The organism is Stenotrophomonas sp. CFBP 13725, assembly GCF_014841935.1.
Lineage (GTDB): Bacteria > Pseudomonadota > Gammaproteobacteria > Xanthomonadales > Xanthomonadaceae > Stenotrophomonas.
Genome location: NZ_JACYUV010000017.1, coordinates 19,090 through 37,815 on the forward strand (window position 1 = coordinate 19,090; position 18,726 = coordinate 37,815).

The window sequence follows — 18,726 nt, forward strand, 5'->3', positions numbered from 1 at the left end:
GCGCTCGAGGATCGCCGTGGTACAGGGCATCACGGCCATCACCCGCTCACCCCTCGGCCGGCACGCCCATTTCCTGCAGCAGCGCCGGTGCCGGGTAGACCTTGGCCAGCAGCCAGCGCAGGTAGCGCATGTCCACGTGCACGGCGCGCTTGTAGCGCGGGTCGAACCACCAGCTGGCGCTGACCGACTCCCAGTTGCTGTCGAAGTTGAGCCCGATCAGCTCACCCTTGGCATTGAGCACCGGTGAGCCGGAATTGCCGCCGGTGGTATCCAGGTTGGTCAGGAAGTTGACCGTCTGCGTGCCCAGCGCCGGATCGGCAGTGCCAGCGAAATCTCCCTTGGCGATGGCGGCCAGCAGCGGCTTGGGTGCATCGAACGGATACGTATTGGTGTTCTTTTCCACGATCCCGGCCACGGTGGTCACCGGATCGAAATGCACACCGTCGCGGGGGCTCAGCGATTCCACCTTGCCATAGCTGATGCGCAGCGTGCGGTTGGCATCGGGATACACCGCCCTGCCCTGTTTCGCCCGCCATGCGAACAAGGCCTGCATGTAGGCCGGGCGCAGGCGCAACTGCTCACCTTCGCGCGCCTTGTTCTGGTCTTCCAGCCGCAGCTGCGCGGTCACCAGCGGTACGGCCAGCGCGAGCAGCGGATCTGCCGCCAGTGGCTTGCCCTCGCGCGCGGCGGCAAAGCGCGACAAACGCTCGCCCTCCTCACCCAGTGCCGTGCGCGCGTATACCGCTTCAAGCGCCTTGGCCAATGCCTCTGGCGTGCGCCCGAAGGCAGCGTCGAATTCCGGTACGCGCTGTGCATCGGGCAACTGCTGGTAGCGGCCCAGCAGATGCGCCAGCAGCGCCTTTTCCACGCCCGGCACGTAGCGGCGCTGGACCTGCTTGAGCACCCCTTCGATCAACGCCTGGTCGCGCTGTTGGTAGCCGGTCTCGCGCAGTGCGTCGGGCTTGGCCGATTCGATCCGCAGACGTTCCAGCAGCAACGCCGAGCGCAACAGTTGACTCTGCGCGGTCAGTTGATCGAGCAGCAGGTTGCGCTCACCGACCGCCGCGCCCTGCGACAGCGTGGTCAGCAGGGCGCGGATGTCGGTGTTGTACTTCGTATCGGTACTGGCCAGCATCGCCTGCTCATCGGCAGCACGCTGCGCCTTGGCATCGCTGCGCAGCAGGCCTTCCAGTTCACCCGCTGCCCGCTTGCGGTTGTTCTTCAGCGACTGCAACTGTGCCGCATAGCGCGTACGCGCCTGAGCATCGTCCGCGGTGGCCGCCTCGATGGTGTCGATCATCTGCTGGAACAGCGCGACGCGGCGCGGCAGCACGCTGTCGATCTGGCTGGCGAACTCCGCCGCCGTGCGGTGCCGGTAGGTGATGCCCGGATAACCGGCCAGCATGGCGAAATCACCGGCCTTGGGGCCATCTACCGACATCGTCAGATGAGCCGGGGGCTGATAGGGCATGTTGTCCGGGCTGTAAGGCGCCGGCTTGCCGTCCTTGCCGACGTAGGCGCGCAGCAGCGTGAAATCACCCGTATGCCGCGGCCACATGAAGTTGTCGATTTCATCGCCGTAGTTGCCGATGGCGCGCGGCGGCGCGTAGACCAGGCGCACGTCGCTGAGTTCCAGCTGCGAGATCCGGTAGAAATCAGTGCCGTAGTACATGTCCGCCACCGAGCAGCGCACGCTGCCCGCGCGCTCGCAGTCGGCCACGATCTGCTTGCTCGCTGCATCCACCGCATCGAAGTAGGCACGGCCGGTCTTGCCCTTCGCCTGGGCCAGCACCTGGTCGGTGACCTTGTCGAAGCCCACGGTGACCAGCACCCGGAAATCCGGGTTCGACGGCCGTTCGTCCGTACGTCCCTTGGCAATGAACCCTTCGCCGATCAGGTCGTGGTCCGGTGTGCTGTTGTACTGGATCACGCCCATCGCCACGTGGTGGTTGGTCAGCAGCAGGCCGTCGGGGGATACGAAGGAACCGGTGCCGCCACCTGCACGCACCACCGCGCTGAGCGGTGGTGCGGTGACGTTGGCCAGGTCCTGCGGGTCACCCTTGAACCCTGCCGCTTTCAGTGGCTTGGACAGCGTCGGCAGCTGCGTCGGCATCCACATTCCTTCGTCGGCGTGGGCTGCCGCGGCCAGGCTCAGGCCAAGCGCCAGAGAGGCAGGGAGGGATTTCCGAATGGGCATGGCAACGTCCTGGTGATGCGGGTCAGCGCACGACCTTAGCGTGCGCGGCTTAACCGGGCAACGTCTCACGGGTCATGCGGTGGGTCCTCGTCCTGCACACGGCCGATGATCACCGTACGTGTTCCCTCTATCTCTTCCACCCGGATGCAGAAGTAATCTCCCTGCCAGTGCACCACGCTCGCCAGCTCGTAGTCGAGGGTGCCATCCTGATACTCACGCAGGCGGACGACCTGGGCTGCCGGTGCAAGCGTCCAGCGGTCTCCCCCCTGCTCGACCAGCAGCGGCGTCCCGTCGGTGACGCCTGGTAGCTGCTCCATGCCGTCCGGCCGCAACTCGATCACATCGAACATCGCTGCGGTAAGCTTCGTACGGTTGTCCTTCCATTTCGATGCGGTATCCGCATCGAGGTCGGCCGGCACGTCGATTTCATGGAGAGAATGTGGCGTCATGGCAACGGCCTGATCAGAAGGGGCACGCGGTCGCGTGGTGTGCACAATCGGTTCTATGTTCATGGAAAGTCCTTTGATTGGATAGGGTCACGCTGCGTGGAACCAGGTCGGCGGGCGTGTGTGTTCAGGTATTTCGCCGTTAGTGGTGCGATCACCTGAAGCGACTTTGATATCGACGTTGGGAAGCATGCGCGCGGCCTCGCGCAGCAGCCGCTGGCAGTTGCGGTCACACGGCGGCATATCGCTGAATGCGATGATGCTGCCGCGCACGGTGGTATCAAGTCCGCCATTGCGCATGGCATTGATCATCTGCGCCAGCTCCTGCAATGCCTGCACTTCGGTACAGCGTGTCGCACGGGTGCGGTAGTAGGCGTCGCCAAGCTTCAGCGTGTTCACCGTCGCCGGATCGAAGCCCTCTTTGATCAGTTGCCGGCGCAGCTGCGCCAGGCTCTCTGCCTGGGCGACGGCCGACATCGGCGCGGCGCGGCCGAGGATCGGATCCTCCCCAAAACGATGCAGCGTTACACCGTTCCTGTCATACCGCTGGCCGGTGGTCGGTTTGACGTAGTCCCGCCCGAAGGGAAACTCATCCCTGCGCACGCCATCGAATGCCGCGTCGCGCGCCATGTAGTCGCTGTCTCGCGGCAGGCCCTGCCGGGGTTCCGGACCGACGCCGCGATACGTGGCGGGCACCACCACCTTCAGCGCCTTGACCTCAGTGGCGGCGAAGCCGAAAACACCGGACAGGGTTCCGTGGGAGACGTAGGCCTTCTCATAGGCGATGGGCTTCCCACCGACCCGGATGTCCACCTTGAAGATCATGATGTTGGAGCGCTTCAGCGCGGCCTCCCGTGCCTCGGCCAGACCGAGATCGCCGAGCTTGCCCGACCCGGCGATCACCGTGCTCACTTCTCGCTTGGCGGCACTACGTAGGGCCGTCGCACGGTCACGCAGCGTATCCCACTGCGCGCTTATCGCTTTATTCGGCTTGCTCGCGCTCACCACACAGGGGCTGCGCTTGCTGATCCGCCCCGAACCACAGGCATCGGCGCCTCCCGCTACCGGACTGTGAGATCGCCCGGAGGGCGCGTGCTGCAACGGGGTGCGCGCCAGCTCGGCAATGACCGTGTCACGCAGCGTTTCGGCGGTATGCAGCCGGCTTCGCCGGTCGGCACCGCTGAGCGCGTGGATCGCATCCTGCCAGGTCAGCCAGCTGCGCCCGTCGCCGCCGTCCAGGGTCACGCCATCCACATCGAAGGTCAGCGCGCGCTGCAGGAACGGGGTCTCGATATGCAGCTGTGGGCGCGCATCCGCCGTCGCGCCGGCACGCAGCACATGCCCTCTGAACGCTGCGGCCAGGCTCGGCAACAGCGCCTGCAGGCCCTCGCTGGTCACGATGCGTCCCCTTACGACCTCACGGCGCGCGTCACGTTGCCGGGTCTCCGCGCGCACGTCGTCGGCCCGATCCTGCAGCGCATCGACAGCCGGTCGCGACGGCATCTCGTCGCCATAAACCGGATACCGCTGCAGCAGCACCCGGGCCTCCAGGTCGTCCATGCCGGTCTGCTGGGTCAGCTGGGAGACCGCCTGCGGGGTCGGTTCGTACTGGCGCAGTGCGCGCTCCCACTGCGCACCGACGGCGTCGCGCTGCGCCGCCACCGTCGCCGCCAGACGCTGGCGCAATGCCCGCTGCAGCTGTGCCGGTGTGGCCTGTGCATCCAGTCCCAGTACAGGCCGCAGATTCTGCGGTCCAGCCGCTTCGATCAACGCCGCCAACGAAGGCAGTTCGTCATCGACATCGACATCGAAGGCCATCATCGCATCGGCGCCACGGCCGACCCGGATCACGTCCTGGCCCCGATTCCGCACGTTCAGATCGATACGATGGCCCCCGCTCAACTGCGCGTCGGCAACGAAGGCGCACAGCAGCGCCAGGCGACCATGCGTTGCATCGTCGATCGCCACCTCACCCGTGGCCACCCGGTCCAGAAACGCCTGGCGCGCGGCGACGCGCAGATCGTGTCGCAGCGCCGGGTCCAGCCCGCTGCCCCGGTAAGCACCGTGCACGGCAGCCAGATCATCGAGCTGCCTGTCAGGGATCCAGCGGCCGCCCGGCGCGTCATCGCGCATGTCCGCGCGGGGTCCCACCGCGGAACGCCGGCCGCCTGCGGCCAAGCCACCTGCAGGTCGATGCACGATCACCCAGCGCCCTGCCTGGCGGGCCAGCGGCAGCTGCGGCTGGATCTGGCCATCAGGTGCCTTTATATAGCGTCCACCATCCAGCTCGGGGCGCGTTTCCGATTCGTACCAGCGGCCGCCTATGCGTACGAACTGCCGCTGGTCGACGTCGTACACGCCGGTTCCCTGCGTGGATATGCGCTCCAGCTGCGCGTCGGTGAGGTCGCTGGAAAAGAACGTCACGGATGTGTCGTCCAGCACCCTGCCGACTTCGATCGTCCAGCGCTGCGTGGCGGGATCCCACACCACACGACCGCCGGAAGGCTCACCCAGGATCGGGTCGACAATCGCCACCGGAGCGTGCTCGATGTCCGCTGTCGACGGCGCCACCCGCACCCTGCCGCCGTCAGTGTCCCGGAAGAATGCCGATCCTGCAGCGGCTCGCAGGAGGCTGCCGCGTGTGCCATGCGGCAGCCGCGGATCATGCAGCACCCTGCCGGGACGCGCTGGACCCGGCGGCCCGTGACCCGCGACATCGATGATGTCCATCAGCGCAGCGGCCCACGCACCCGTGCGCTGTGCCGAGGTCATGGCAGGGTTGTTGACCACGCGTCCGGCGCTGATGCCGGCCCGCACCATCGCACTGAGCAGCTGCAGGCGCGCTGGCAGAAAATTCTCGGCCACCTCGAAGGCCGCCATGGCACACGTCCAGGCATCCTTCAAGCGCTGTTCGCCGGTGGAGGTACTGAGGGCATCGGCTTCCACCTGCAGGTGTTTCCATGCACGGGTGTAGTACGCTTGGACCGGATCGTCCCCTTCGTCCTTGGATACGCGGCCCTCCACGCGCGACAGGTGTCCGCTTTCAAGCGCGCCACGCAGCACCGGGCTCCGCAGGCGTCCGCGCAGCAGCGTGTTGACCTCCGGGTCCGCCAGCCACGTCCGCAGCGCCTGTTGATCGGTGAACACCAGAAACGGATCCGGCAGCAGGCCCGGCACATAGATCTCGGCGGTACGGTCCGCCGATAACGCAAGCGTGCCGGCGACAACCTCCTGCTCGCCCGGCAGCGCGACCGAGTCAGCGAAGGACCCGTAGCTGGCGCCCAGGCCTGATGCGGCCCGGCGAAGCTGCAGGCCGCCCACCGACAACGGTGAGCTGCGTCCGTCGTGGTCGACAGCGCGTCGATCCGGATCAGCCAGCCATTGCGCGAACAGCCGCGGTGGCGCACCACGGCCTGAAACATGCTGCAGCGCCAGATCAAGCCGTAGCCGCGCCGGCAGGGCTTGGCGGAACGCCTGCAGCCGCGCACGCCCGGTGCCGCCCGGATGCGCGGGATCGAACTGCTCCTGCAGATGGGCCTGATAGGCGCTGGCCACGTCGACGCGCCGGACCAGCGTACGCACCGTCGTTGCATCCAGGCCGGGGATCGCCGTACCGTCGCTGCGACTCACCCGTGCGGCGGCACGGTAATCGGTGTCGAACAACGCGACGTTGCGGATGGACAGTTCGGTAAGGCTGAGATCCATCTCACTGACGGTGGCCAGGCCGGCCCCTTCGCGCCGTATGAACGCCGCGTCGATCTCGGCGTCGGGCAGTTGGCCGTTGTCCGGGGACAACGTGGATACGGTCCAGCGCACGCGGATGTCATCGGGGTCCAGATCGATGCCCTGCTGCTGCAGTGCATCGCGCAGCACGCTGTTGGCATGCAGGGCGAGCTGTTGGCTGGTGCGGTATTCCAGCGGAGGCACGGCCCCGCCCAGCGCCACCTCCTGCTGCAGCGCCTGCAGGTAGCGTGGCCATGCCCGCACCACCTCCATCACCAGGCCGGGGCGCTGCAGCGGCGTCTGCAACAGGCCCAGCGTGGCCAGCTGGCTGATGATCCGGTCGGTGGGTGCCGGTCCGGCCAACGCGACGTCGAGCGTTTCACTGATCGCGGGCTGCGGCTGCATTCGATCCCGCTGGTAGCGGCAGATCTGGCGATGGCCCTCGATAAGCTCGTCCACCACGGCCACAGCCAGCCCGCCCGGCTTGCGGGCAGGAAAGCCGAAGGCAACGGCCATGTCGCCACCGTCTGTGGGCTGCAGGTGGTCCAGCGGCATCTGCGCGAACAGCGTTTTCAGCCCATGCCCGCTGAGGTGCTGCAGGATCTGCGGCAGATGTGCGGGCTCGCATTCGATGATGCCCTCGGTGGGCAACATCAGCAGCACCGGCTGGCCGCTCTGCAGCGGTGATGCGTCAGCGTCGCTGGCACTCACCACGACGGCGCCGGGAATCTGCCGGGGCGCCTGTTCGCCGATCTGCAGGGTCACCGCGAAGCGCCCCACCGCTGGCAAGGCCGCTGCCCGAACCCTGCCGCCGTCATCAAGCGCACGAATCAGCAGGTCCGCTGCTTCTTTGCTGAGCGTCTGCTGTGCCTGCCTGAGATCGTGCGTCGCGGCCATGCGGCGGGTCCACTGTGCCACCAGCCAGTCGCGTGCGCTGAGGCCACGCGCGTCGAACCCGCGGTCCAACGGCTGGCGCAGCGCGTGTTCGAACGTGTTGTCTGCGCCAGCAGGAAGGGAAGCAAGCACCTGCTGCATATCGCTACGCAGCACGTGTTCGTGCAGACGCATTGCGTCAAGCGCCGCGGGTGATGCGTCCTTTGCCTGCACAGGGGCCGGCGGATACAGCGCCAGCAGGTCGCCCAGGCCCTGTTGAGGAGTGAGGCAGACGTCGCCCGCGTCCTGTGCGGCGTGGCACGCCTGGACATAGGCCGCCACGGTGGCATCGACCACCTGCGCGGACAGGCGACAGGGCGGCAGGAGGCTGTAGGTAAAGCGGGGCATGTGCGCCGCCCCGTCGCTGGCGGACGTGGCGCCGGGATGGGCTGACCAGCGCTGCAACTGCGCCTGCACGGCTGCGCTGTCGGCACATTCGGTGATCGGCTGACCGGGGACCAGCAGCAGCAACGACCCGGCGGCCTGCGACACGGTGCCCGCGGTGCCGCGCACCACCACGCGTGCACCGGGCAGCACCTGCAGATCGTCACCTTCGTTCGCCTGCGCGATGGCGTACTGTTCCACGCCCGCGCTGGTGGCCCACGCCCGGCCCTCGTCGGGCATGGTTTCCATCAGCAGCAGGTCTTCGACGAGCCGCTCGGCCTCTCGGCTGAGGTGCTTGTCGGCGAACATCAGTCCGCGCTGGTGGTAGAGCTGGGCGCGCCACAGGTCGGCCAGCAGCTGGCCGACCGTGCGCTCATTCGCATCGAACTGCGGCGACAGCCGCATCCCGAGCTGGCGATGGTAGTGCGCCTGTTCGCGCCCTGCATCGGCATCCTGCAGGCCGGCCAGAACGGCATGGATACGGTCGCTGGCCGCACGCGCGCCCGCTTCGTGGTGGGCGCGCACCAGGCCACTCGGCGCCCGCAGCGGAGCCGCCCACGCCGCGCCGGCGAAGCCATCGCCGCCAGTGCCCTCGCCAACCGGTGCCGGCAGGGTCAGCGCCCCGGAGCGCAGCACGGGCGCGGTGTCGATCGCTTCCTCGTGCAGGCCGAAGAAACCGGCGGGCAGCGGGTGCGGGTCGGCGGCAGTGTCGGCTGTCGGCTCCCATGCCCCAACTGGCAAAACCTGCAGTTGCCGCATCGTATCGTTCTGCGGCGGGGGTGAACGCTCTGCAGGTGCGAAGACGTTGCCAATGCGCCGGATGGCAGAGGCGACCACGGACATGAGGGGCCACGGCGCGACGCGGGCGTCATGCGCTGCTGCGCTGGCCGTGCCGGGCGCCGGCACAGTGAACAAGAGCTCCGCCACACGGGGATCGACATCCGGGACGATGGGCGGCGCGGTGGCGGCGGCTTGCGGAGGTGCCGATGCCAGGAAGCGCACATGCTCGCCCAGCCACTCGGACAACTGCGTGCACAGGCCCTGCGGTGCGTCGGGCGAGCCAACCCAGGTGCCGATGACATGACGCATCGCCTGCAACGGGCGTTCGTTGGCGTGCTCCGGCTCCAGCAGGCGACGCTGATCCAGCTGACGTTGCTGGGTGTCCATCACGGTGCGAAGCACCGTGTCATCGTCGAGGCCACGGGCCAGCGCCTCGTCCAGCTGCTGCTTGATCGAGGAGTAGCCCACGATATCCTGCCGCCGTGCGTCCGACGCGCGCGGAGCAGCACCCTCACCCACAAACAGCGCGGCAAGCCGACGATGCCACTGCGCTGCCGTGCGCGCATGCTGTGCAAGTCCGAGCACGTTGCGCGCATCGCCGCCCTGCACGGCAGGTACCGGCGAGGCGCGTTCATACAGCGTCCACAGCACGGCGGCCAGCGACACCAGTGCAAGCGTTGTCGGCCGCGCAGGCGACAGCGTATCGCTTACCTCCTGCACGCTTTCATGCAGGTGCCACAGCTCGTCCGCCACGAAGTGTGGCAATGCGCGGATGATGGCATCGATCTGCTCGATTCCGCGCAGCGAAGGCAGCAGCGTATCCAGCGGCAACAGCTGCAATGCGCTGACGGCAGCGCGCCAGGAGCCCTCGGATAGGCGCGGCAGTACCGTCGTGGCCAATTGCGCCGCTACCATGGCCAAGCGCGCTTGGGATCCGTACAGCGTGCTGGCCGCAGCGCTCAATGCAGTCCACGGCACACCGCCCAGCATCGCACCGGCAACATGATGAGCAAGCGGTGGATCAAAGCCACCGTTGTCGGCGCGCTCGCGCAGCGCAGCGCGCAGGCGCTCGCGCAGAGCCGGCAGCGCGTCGGGTTGCGCGTCCTGGCAGGCACGCCGTACCACCTCGAGAAAATCCGGGTACGGAAAGCCATCGGCATTGACCGACCGCTCGTACAGCAGCGGGATGAGGTCGGCTTCAGACGTGCCCCGCAACAGGTGTTCAAGCCACAGCAGGCCGTCGTACGGGTTCGCTGTGGCGGGGCGTACGCGAGCGGCGGGCGCCTGCTCACTGCGCGCGTTGCCGACAGCGCAGGGCAGCGCGGCATCGGCAGCAGACATCTGAAAGGGACGCGCAGGAACCGCAGCGCCTGCAGCTGACACGCGTGCAGGCAAGGAACAATCAAGGGACATCGGGTGGACCAGGGGAGGGAAGGGGGCGGATAGTCCGCGCCGCCGATCTTCACCCGGGCCGTTGCTCTAGCTGTTTCACGAATGATGCATTTCCGACTCGCGTGCGGCCGCCGGAAAGCTGCAGTTCACACTGTTCCGCCAGCCCACACAGGGGTGCGCTGGCGGCTTCGGTGACACCCGTGATGTCAGGGCGTCACTTTTCCTTGCGCCAGTTCAGCGACCCGCGGTTCTCCACGGTGCTCGACTCGACTTCCACATCGAAACCGCGGCTGAGCAGGTATTTCAGCGTCAACACCGAACCGCTGCCGACCAGCGAAACGCCGTAGCCGACATACAGTTTGGGCGAAATGAACTTGCCCACACCAATCACCGATCCGCCCAGTGCACGCGACTGGCTGACACCGGCGTCGTCCAGTCCCAACTTGGCACCCAGCTGCGACGCCAGCAGGCCGCTGCCGGCCGACAGCGCCGCCGAGGCCGCGTTGACCTGCTGGGTCTGGTCGCTGGTGGCGCCGGTCAGGCTGCGGCCCAGCACCAGGTAACCCAGCGCTTCGGACTGCGACATGGCCGGGCTGGACCACACATCGGCGCGCGGCTGCATCGCCCGTCCGGTGACATCGATACCGGCCGTGACGTCACCGATCCGGCGTTCGGCACGCAGGTTGATGCGCGGGTCCGAAACCGGGTTGTAGTTCCAAGTCAACTGACCGCGGGTGATGGTCAGGTCCTGGCCGTAGGCCTTGTAACGCCCACTCACTTCCAGGCCGCCGTTGGCGGTCATTTCACGACCCGGCTTGGCCCATACCTGCATCTTGCCGGCCAGCGCGCCCTTCAGGCCGAAGCCCGCCATCTTGACGTTGTCGCCAAGGCTGACGGTGAGGTCCATGTCCAGCGGCGAGGTCGCCGTTTCTTCCGGATCCACCGGGTCCAGCACCACCACGTCACTGGATACCGACGTGCCGCGATCAAGGCGCTCCAGGTCGATGTCCGCTTCCGGCACCAGCACTTCGCCCTTGAGCTGCATCGTCGTGCCGGCCAAGGTGAAATCAAGGTTCGGGTTGGCCACCACGCGCAGTTCGCTGGTGTTGGACAGCAACACGTTCTCACCGTGGATATGCAACTGCAGCGGCTGCGCGTCGCCGAACCACGACAGACCGCCGTCGACGTACAGCGTGCCCTTCCCTGAGTTCGCCTGCGCGGTGATCTTCGCCGAGCCATCCGGCTGTGCGCTGAAGCTGCCCTTGCCCTGCTCGAAGGTCAGGCCCAGTGCCGGGAACTCGCCCTTGAAATCGCTGAGCGTGGCTTCGCCACCGAGTGCCGGCTGGCTGCGCGTACCGCGCAGGCTGACGTGGCCTTCGATCAGACCGGTCGGTCGCACGATGTCCGGCGAGAACAGCTCCAACCAGTACAACCGTGCCATGTTGAGGTACAGCTCGCCATTCAAGGGTGCGGCCGCATCCCAGCCGGTCTGCACTTTGGCGTTGACGAAGCCGTTGCCCTGGAAGCCCATGCCCAGGAAGCCGTCGATGCCGGCCGGAGTCATGTCCAGCTTCACCGAAAACTGGTCGTACTTCACCAGCTCGCCGCGCGCGTTGTCGCCCAGGCGCACGCCACCTTCGGGCGAGCGCACGTCCACCTTGCCTTCCCACGCGTTGCCACGCGGGCGGATCTGCGCATCCATCGTCACTTCGCCACGCAGATAGATGCGACGGCCCGACGTCGGCGGCAACCACGGTTGCACCAGGGTCAGCGGCAATGCGTCGCCGCGCAGCACCAGGCCTTCGCGGGGCCAGTTGGCGCGGGCGCACAGGCCACCGCCTGCAGCGGCGCTCAGGCAGGCCTCGCTCAGGGTGAAATCCGCCCCCTTCACGCTGAAGTCCGCCGGACCCCGCAGCGCCCACGGGTCGCCCTTGACCGGCGCAATGCGCAGGGTGGCCAGCTGGCCACGCCATTGCTCACCCTGCTGGCGCACGCTGCCCTGCAGGTCCATCGCGCCCATGTCGTTGCGCGCCTGCGCCGCCAGGCGCAGGTTGCTGACGCTGCCCTGCGCATCCACGTTGAGGCTGTCCAGCAGCATCCCGACGTTGACGTTGCGGCCTTGCAACGCAAGTGTTCCGTTATCGCCACTCCACGGCAGGCGGCCCTTCAGGCTGATCGATTCGGCGGCATATCCGTCCCAGTGCAGGTTGCTTCCCACCAGGTCGGCCGTGATATCCGGCGCATCGCGGCGCCCGCTCACCTGCACCTGTCCACGGAGGCCCCCATCGGCACCCGGCAGCAGATCGCTCAACTGCAGCGGTTCGAAGCGCGCGTCGATGTCCAGTCGATCGCCGACCTTCCCCGACGCGGTGACCCGGCTTGCCCCGAGCGCCAGTTTCAGCTGGCCTTCGCCCTGTGCGCCCTGCATGGCGAACTTGCCTTGGGCATCCAGCGCGCGTCTGCGCAGCGTGCCCTTCAACGACGGCAGGTCCACCGTCGCCTCGATCACCCCGGCCGTGTCCGGCGGCGCATTGGCCGGCACCGCCTGCTGGCGGCCGGTGCTGGCCAGGTTGCCTGACAGGCGGCCATCCCAGCCCGGTGCGAAGTAGCCCGGGTCGAAGTCCTTCAGCGTTGCCTTGGCATCCCACTGCAACTGCGGTGCCCAGGCGACGTTGCCTGCCACGTCCAGCGTGCCGCCCGGCGTGCGCGCCTGCAGCTGCTCGATGCGCGCCGCATTTTCATTGCCTCGTACATCGAACTGCAGCGCGGCCTTCTGACCATCACGCTCGACATCGGCACGACCGATCGCCGCCCACGCCTGCAATGTGCCGGCCAGACCCAGCCGCGCTTCTTTCAGGGTCACCGGCACCGCCGGGCTGTCGGGCGTGTTGGGGTCTGCCGTGGGCGTATAGGTGAGGTCCTGCGCCACCACGGAGAAGTTGATTTTCTCGTTGCCCTGCTCGCGGAAGTCCGCGCTGCCGGTCAGGCGCGCTTCGCCACCGAAGGCCTTCACCACCAAAGGGGCGACGTTCAATACCTGGTCTTCCAGCTGCACCTTCGACGGCGCCAGCTCGACCACCTGATCCCCCATCCGCGCCGTACCCTGCAGGTCGGCGTTGCCGCCCTTGCCCGTGGCTTTCACGTCCAGGGTCAGCGGTTCAACGGTAGAAGCTGCCAATGCCGGTCCCAGCAGACGCAGGTCCAGTTCGTCGGTGCGGGCCGTGGCGCTCCACGTGGGGTCGGTGCGACCGTCGAAGACCAGCATCGCCCGCAAGGGCTTGGGAGCGCGTCCGGCGATGGCGACTTCCATGTGACCCAGGTCGCCGCGCGCCACCAGCCCGAGACTGGCCGGCGTGCGACCGCGGGGGGCCGGCAGGATCGCCGTGGCACTCAGGTCGGTGTCGTAGTCCTTGGCCGGATGGTAGTAACCATTGATGCGGAAATTGCCCATGTCGCTGTCGACCAGCAACTGGTTTGCCTTGAACTCGCCGTTGGCGATCTCGATGCCGCCACCGATGCGGCTGATGTCGATGGTCGGCTCACCGCCGGTCGTGACGCGCAGTCCGTTCACTTGGATGACATCGGCTTGGATGGCCAGTGGCATCTCGATCTGCGGCAGCGACCCCGGCCAGGACGGCAGCTCGAACGGTTCGTCGCTCTTGGCCAGATTCAGCGTCGCGTTGTCCAGCTCCAACCGGTCCAGCAGCAGCTTGCGTCCCAGCAGCGGACGCAGGTCCGGTTCAAGGCGTGCGCGATCGGCATGGAAGTGGATGTCGTTGTAGCGAAAATCCACGTTGTGCAGGGTCAGCGGCCCGGCCAGCGGGCCCTCGGCCTTGTCCCAGGTGAAACTGGACCCGGCAGGCAAGCGCGCGATCACCTGCGCCAACAGTACATCGCGGCCGGCCACGGTCTGCAGCAGCCAATACACGGCCAGCAGGGCGACCAGCACCAGTCCCAGCACGCCCACGCCGGACCATGCCCAGAAGCGGCGACGGCGATAGAAACGCCGATGTACGGGGCGTTGCGGGCTGGCAGGAGTCGGGGTTGGCGTGCTCACAGATCCGCTCCGATGTTCAGGTAGATCTGGAAGTTCGAATCCGGATCATTCAGGCCATGGGCGATGTCCACCCGTACCGGTCCGACCGGCGACTTCCAGCGCACGCCGAAGCCCACGCCGGTATGCAGATCGATGGTGTTGTCGAACGCGCTGCCGGTGTCGACGAACACCGCGCCGCCCCACGGGCCATCGTTGAAATAATGCTCGTACTCGGCCGAACCGACCACCAGGTTCTTCGCACCCAGCGCGAAGCGGTCCGGGCGCGGTGTGCGCGGACCGACTTCGCGGTAGGCATAACCGCGGATGCTGCGGTCGCCACCGGCGAAATAGCGCAGGCTGGGCGGCATCGCGACCAGGTCGCTGGTCCACGTCGTGCCGCCTTCGCCGCGCAGGATCAGCCGGTTGGTCTCACCCAACGGCACGTACCAGCGCAGCACCATGTTCGCCTGCACGAAGCTGGTATCCGATCCGGCGCCTTCCACGCCGCCACGCACGGTGGCGCTGCCGCTGATGCCGCTGCGCGGGAACAATCGGTCATCCACGTTTACATAGTCGGCGGCGATCTGCGGATACACCAGCGTCGAATACTGGTACACCGCATTGGTGAACTCGGTGCCCGAGGCATAGCCCCAGCGTTCGCGCAGTGCGTTTATCGACGCGGTCGCCGTCCAGAACTCGTTGATCTGGCCACTGCGGCTGGCGATCAGCTTGAGGTTGCGCAGGTCGATGTAATCGGTCTGCTCGTCATACGCGCTGGCGGCGAAGGTATACCAGCCATCCAGCCAGCGGAACGCAGGGATTCGGTAGCTGGTGGTCAGGCTCTTGCGCTTCTGGGCATAGTCCAGCTGCGTGTTCATCTTGTGCCCGCGGCTGTTGAGCCACCGACGCTCCAGACCGCCGCGCACACCGGCGCCGCTCTCGCTGCCGTAGCTCAGACCGGTGGTATAGATGCTGCGCTTGGCCCGGGTCAGGTTGACGTCCACGGGCACATTGCCGTTCTCGTCTGCTTCTTCCGGCTTGGGCTGGATATCGATGGTGCTGAAGTAATCCAGCTTGGTCAGCGACTCGCGCAGCCGATCCAGCTTGCCTTCGTGGAAATAGCTGCCTTCTTCCCAGTACACCAGCGGATCGAACAGCTTGTCGACGAAGTAGTTCTGGTTGAAGGTGATCGGCCCCATGTTGTAGCGGCGCCCACTGTCCCAGGCCAGATCAATGTCGGCCGCATCTTCGGCACGGGTCACCTGCACCTGATGCTGGGTGTAGTCGGCGTCGAAGTAACCGCGCTCGGCCAGTCGCCGGGTCACCTTGATCTTGCTGGCTTCGTACAGCGTGTGTTCGAACGCGTCGCCCTTCCGCGGCTTGAAGGCATCAAGGTCGTCCTGCAGGTAACGGTCATACATCGCCGGACCCGTGATCTCGATGTGCTCCTTGCGTACCCGTACCGGTTCGCCCTTGGTCACGTTGATCACCACGCGCAGGGTTTCGCCCTCACGTGGTGCTTCCACCGTGATCGTCGGGTTGTAGAACCCGAACGGCTCGAGGGCTTCGCGGGTCTGCCGTTCCGCCTGGGACAGCAGGTACTCCAGGCGTGACTCGCCCTGGACTTTGCCGATCGTGTCGTAAAGCGACAGCGAGACCTCGATGTTCTCGATGATCTCGGCGTCGTCGCCCTTGTCCAGGCCGCGGATGTCTACCTTTTCGATGGTGCCCCGCGCATGCGCCAACGGGCTGGCCAGCAAGGCGAGGCAGAACAGAGGAAGGGCGATTTTCGATGGCTGCATCGCCACAGCATAGCGGGGGTCGATGAGATCGGGAATGAAGGCTGCGCGATGCCCACCGCGCCGGTGCCGCCGCGAGGACGGTCAGATATCGATGCTGAGCGGTGGGATACCGGTTTCCTCCTCGTCGCCGTACATCATCGTTTCGACGAACATCCGCTTGGCCCAGGCGCGCACCAGCTCCGGCATGGGGTCTGCTATGGGCTCGGGCAGCGGAATGAGGGCGTCTTCTGCGGCCGTATCCAGCTCCGGTTCGGATGTCGCGGGGGGCCGCGCGCCCGTCTTGAGTTGTAGGCGTTCGGACAAGGACATCGGGATGTCCAATTCATCCTCCCGTGGCGATGCGGCGGCCAGGTCGGTACGGATGGGGTTCATTGTGTCTCCTTGATGCGGGCCAGGCCCTGTGTCTGTGCGGCGATGTCCAGCGTGTCCAGCAGGCGAGCGCTGTAGTGGGCCGCCGACGCGTTCAGCCGGTCCTGCACGCCGGGCAGGGCACGGCTGAGCGCAAGCTCGACGTCCTCCAGCAGGCTGCCCTGCAGGTCCAGTTCCCATGCCAGCGCGCCCAGTTCCAGCAGGGGCAATTGGCGATCTGCCGGGCGGATATCGAGCGCGTGCAGCCGCGGGTCTGCACGCAGCGCCGCCAGCAGGGCATCGTGGTGCTGCGGAACATGCAGCACCGGTCGCAGGCCGGCGGCCACTTGGGTCATCCGGTGCAGGAAGGCGCTGCATATCGGCTCCATCACCGCATCCGGCGCCCCATTCATTGCCTGCAGACTGGTATGGACATGGTCACGGACGGCGTTCGCCAGCGTCACGTGGGCCTGTTGCATGCCCTCGATCACGCCCTGCACCGCGCCCAGCGCATGCAGCACACCGTCGCGGTAGCCTTCGAAGGCCGCCGCCGCACGCAGTTCGGTCGCCTCCAGCCGTGCCTGCTCGCGCTCACGGGTGATCTGCCTGCGCGCGAAGGCCTGCACCCGGGCAAGTTCGCTCGCCTGCTGCAGGCTGGCGGCTTGGATGACGCCGTCCACGGCGCGGTCCAGCAAGGTCTCAGGATAGGTCGGCAGCATGGGTCCAGGCACTCAGGAAGCAGGTCATGTCGAAGGGAACGGGGTGCGCGGTGACCGCCGCCGGAAGCGCTGGCAGCCCGGCGAACCACAACGCCATGCGCGCGTGCAGCCAGGCGGGCAGCGAATCGTGCAGTCCTTCCTGCAGCTGCCTGCCGCCCCAGGCGAGCAACTGCTCCGGCGTCGGTGGCTGCGGCCAGGGCGTGGCGGCGTCGGCGAATCCGAGGCGCAGAAACGCATGCAGCGGCGGTGGCTGGCTGGGCAGCCACCGCGCTCCCAGCACGTGCCGGCGATGCCGGGCACAGGCCAGCAGCCACGCCGTCGCGGGCAGCCGTTGCCAGCCCCGGATCAGCCGCGACGCCAGGGCTGACGTCGCATCCGCATCCGGCGGTGCGCCGGGCAATTGCCGGGTCTGGCAGATCCACGCGTTCGCTGCGCTGCGTTGCACCGGGTTCAATGTGCCCTGTCGCGTGGCCCAGGGTCGGAAGTAGGACACCGGATCGTGCAGGATCTGCAACCGCTCAGGCAGGGTCTGCATTGACCGGCGCCCCCCGTCGGCGGCGTAGGTGGTCGCGCATGCGGGTGGCACGCGGATCGCCGCGCCGCAGCAGCCACCAGCCTCCACCCGCCAGCACCGCAAGCAAGGCCAACGGCACCAGCAGCAGCGTCCAGACCGACGTGGATTCATCCGCCGGCGTCACCGCCAGGCTGCGTGGCTCGGCGGCTGGCGTCAGCACCACCGATACGTTGTCGTACTCCACATCGACGAAGGCATTGCGCAGAAATCGTTTGGCGGTGGCCAGCAGGACCTGCTGATCCATGTCGCGCGAGTGCGCCAGCACGGCCGCCACATGCATGGCCGGCGGCCTGCGCTGCTGCAGGCTGCCCTCGGTGGGCCCCGCGTCATAGCTGACATGCACGCGTGCACTTTTCACCCCAAGCAGGGTGGTAAGTGACTCCTCCAGCCGCTGCTCGATGGCCGACAACAACCGCGCCCGCTCGGCCAGCGGCGTGCTGACCATCGCATCGGCGGGAAACAGCGATGCGATCTGCATGCGCGGCGCGGAAGGCAGGCCTTTCAGCTGCACCAGATCGATGGCTTCGGCAAGGTCCGCCGCCCCCACCCGCACGGTGAAGCCGGCCTTGCCCTGCAGGCGTTTCTCCGCCGGGATGTTGTGGTGAAGCAGCGCGGCGACCACCTCGTTGGCCTGACGTTCGTCCAGGGCCTGCAGCAGTTCGGAACGTGCGCAGCCAGCAAGCAGCAGGCATAGCAGCACGATCACTATCCTGCGCATCGGGAAACGGGTCATGAATCAGCTCTTCACCAACGTTTCGATGCCCTTGGTCGCATGGCTGACAAGCGCCGAGCTGAGCGCCACTTGCTTGGTGTAGTCCTCTTGGCGCACCTGATGTGCATAAAGGAGCACCGGGTTACTTGCCACTGCCGGGTTATTGGCTGCAGCAAGAAGGGCGTCGCGTTCCTGGCCGGCCCACACATAAGCCTGACTGAAACGACTGGAAAGCGGAACGGCCGAGCCGTCCACTGCAGCGCCGCCGGACACAGCGGCGGAAAGGGGGGAAATATTGAACATGGTGGATTCCTTGTGAGAGAGAACGGCCCGCGCCACGCGCGGGCCATGACACTCAGGCCAGGTTGCGGATGACCGATTTGCTCTGGTCACTCAGGCTCTTGGTCGAATTCGACTGCAACATCCGGTACATGTTGTATTCCGACAGCGCAGCCTGATAATTGGCCAGCATTGCCGGGTCGCTGGCATTGCCCTCCTTCCCCAGCTCTTCCAATATTTTTGACATCTTGGCTTTCAGGTCTTTCACGCCGTCGTCGTACATCGCGGAATGATTCGACATCCAGCCTTTCCAGTCTGCTGCGTTGCCGCCATCGCCAGGATCTTCCCAACCGGAGCTCGGTCTGATGGGCGTAAGGGTGGCATCGGTCATGGTGTTCTCC

At 66.8% G+C, this 18,726-nt stretch carries 11 protein-coding genes; all 11 read right to left on the reverse strand.

The annotated features are described in order from the left end of the window. Nucleotides 1–46: 46 nt before the first annotated feature. Nucleotides 47–2,197 carry a S46 family peptidase gene (locus tag IFT65_RS17800; protein ID WP_192082757.1) on the reverse strand — a complete coding sequence of 717 codons (2,151 nt, stop codon included), beginning with the start codon at nucleotides 2,195–2,197 and terminating at the stop codon, nucleotides 47–49. Between the two features lie 65 nt (nucleotides 2,198–2,262). Beyond that, nucleotides 2,263–2,646 carry a hypothetical protein gene (locus IFT65_RS17805; RefSeq protein WP_192082758.1) on the reverse strand — a complete coding sequence of 128 codons (384 nt, stop codon included), beginning with the start codon at nucleotides 2,644–2,646 and terminating at the stop codon, nucleotides 2,263–2,265. An 87-nt stretch (nucleotides 2,647–2,733) separates the two neighbouring features. Further along, complete coding sequence (locus tag IFT65_RS17810) at nucleotides 2,734–9,804, reverse strand: hypothetical protein (protein ID WP_192082759.1); 7,071 nt, start codon at nucleotides 9,802–9,804, stop codon at nucleotides 2,734–2,736. Between the two features lie 265 nt (nucleotides 9,805–10,069). Continuing rightward, the gene (locus IFT65_RS17815; protein WP_192082760.1) at nucleotides 10,070–13,912 is read right to left on the reverse strand and encodes a translocation/assembly module TamB domain-containing protein; all 3,843 of its coding nucleotides are present in this window, start codon (nucleotides 13,910–13,912) and stop codon (nucleotides 10,070–10,072) included. Beyond that, entirely contained in the window at nucleotides 13,909–15,693 is a 1,785-nt protein-coding gene (locus IFT65_RS17820; RefSeq protein WP_192082761.1) for an autotransporter assembly complex family protein, read from the reverse strand. Before IFT65_RS17820 ends, IFT65_RS17815 begins: the two co-directional genes overlap by 4 nt. 81 nt (nucleotides 15,694–15,774) lie before the next feature. Next, nucleotides 15,775–16,065: a hypothetical protein gene (locus IFT65_RS17825; protein WP_192082762.1), complete on the reverse strand. Its 291-nt coding sequence runs from the start codon at nucleotides 16,063–16,065 to the stop codon at nucleotides 15,775–15,777. Continuing rightward, nucleotides 16,062–16,760, reverse strand: a complete 699-nt coding sequence (locus tag IFT65_RS17830; RefSeq protein ID WP_192082763.1) for a hypothetical protein — start codon at nucleotides 16,758–16,760, stop codon at nucleotides 16,062–16,064. The genes IFT65_RS17825 and IFT65_RS17830 overlap by 4 nt, the downstream gene beginning before the upstream one ends. After that, nucleotides 16,741–17,295 carry a hypothetical protein gene (locus IFT65_RS17835; protein WP_192082764.1) on the reverse strand — a complete coding sequence of 185 codons (555 nt, stop codon included), beginning with the start codon at nucleotides 17,293–17,295 and terminating at the stop codon, nucleotides 16,741–16,743. The genes IFT65_RS17830 and IFT65_RS17835 overlap by 20 nt, the downstream gene beginning before the upstream one ends. Further along, nucleotides 17,279–18,067 carry a type III secretion inner membrane ring lipoprotein SctJ gene (gene sctJ, locus IFT65_RS17840; RefSeq protein ID WP_192082765.1) on the reverse strand — a complete coding sequence of 263 codons (789 nt, stop codon included), beginning with the start codon at nucleotides 18,065–18,067 and terminating at the stop codon, nucleotides 17,279–17,281. The genes IFT65_RS17835 and sctJ overlap by 17 nt, the downstream gene beginning before the upstream one ends. A gap of 3 nt (nucleotides 18,068–18,070) precedes the next feature. Further along, the gene (gene sctI / locus IFT65_RS17845; RefSeq protein WP_192082766.1) at nucleotides 18,071–18,349 is read right to left on the reverse strand and encodes a type III secretion system inner rod subunit SctI; all 279 of its coding nucleotides are present in this window, start codon (nucleotides 18,347–18,349) and stop codon (nucleotides 18,071–18,073) included. A 52-nt stretch (nucleotides 18,350–18,401) separates the two neighbouring features. Beyond that, nucleotides 18,402–18,716 (reverse strand): EscF/YscF/HrpA family type III secretion system needle major subunit, encoded by a 315-nt coding sequence (locus IFT65_RS17850; protein ID WP_192082767.1) that lies wholly within the window; start codon nucleotides 18,714–18,716, stop codon nucleotides 18,402–18,404. Nucleotides 18,717–18,726 lie beyond the last annotated feature (10 nt).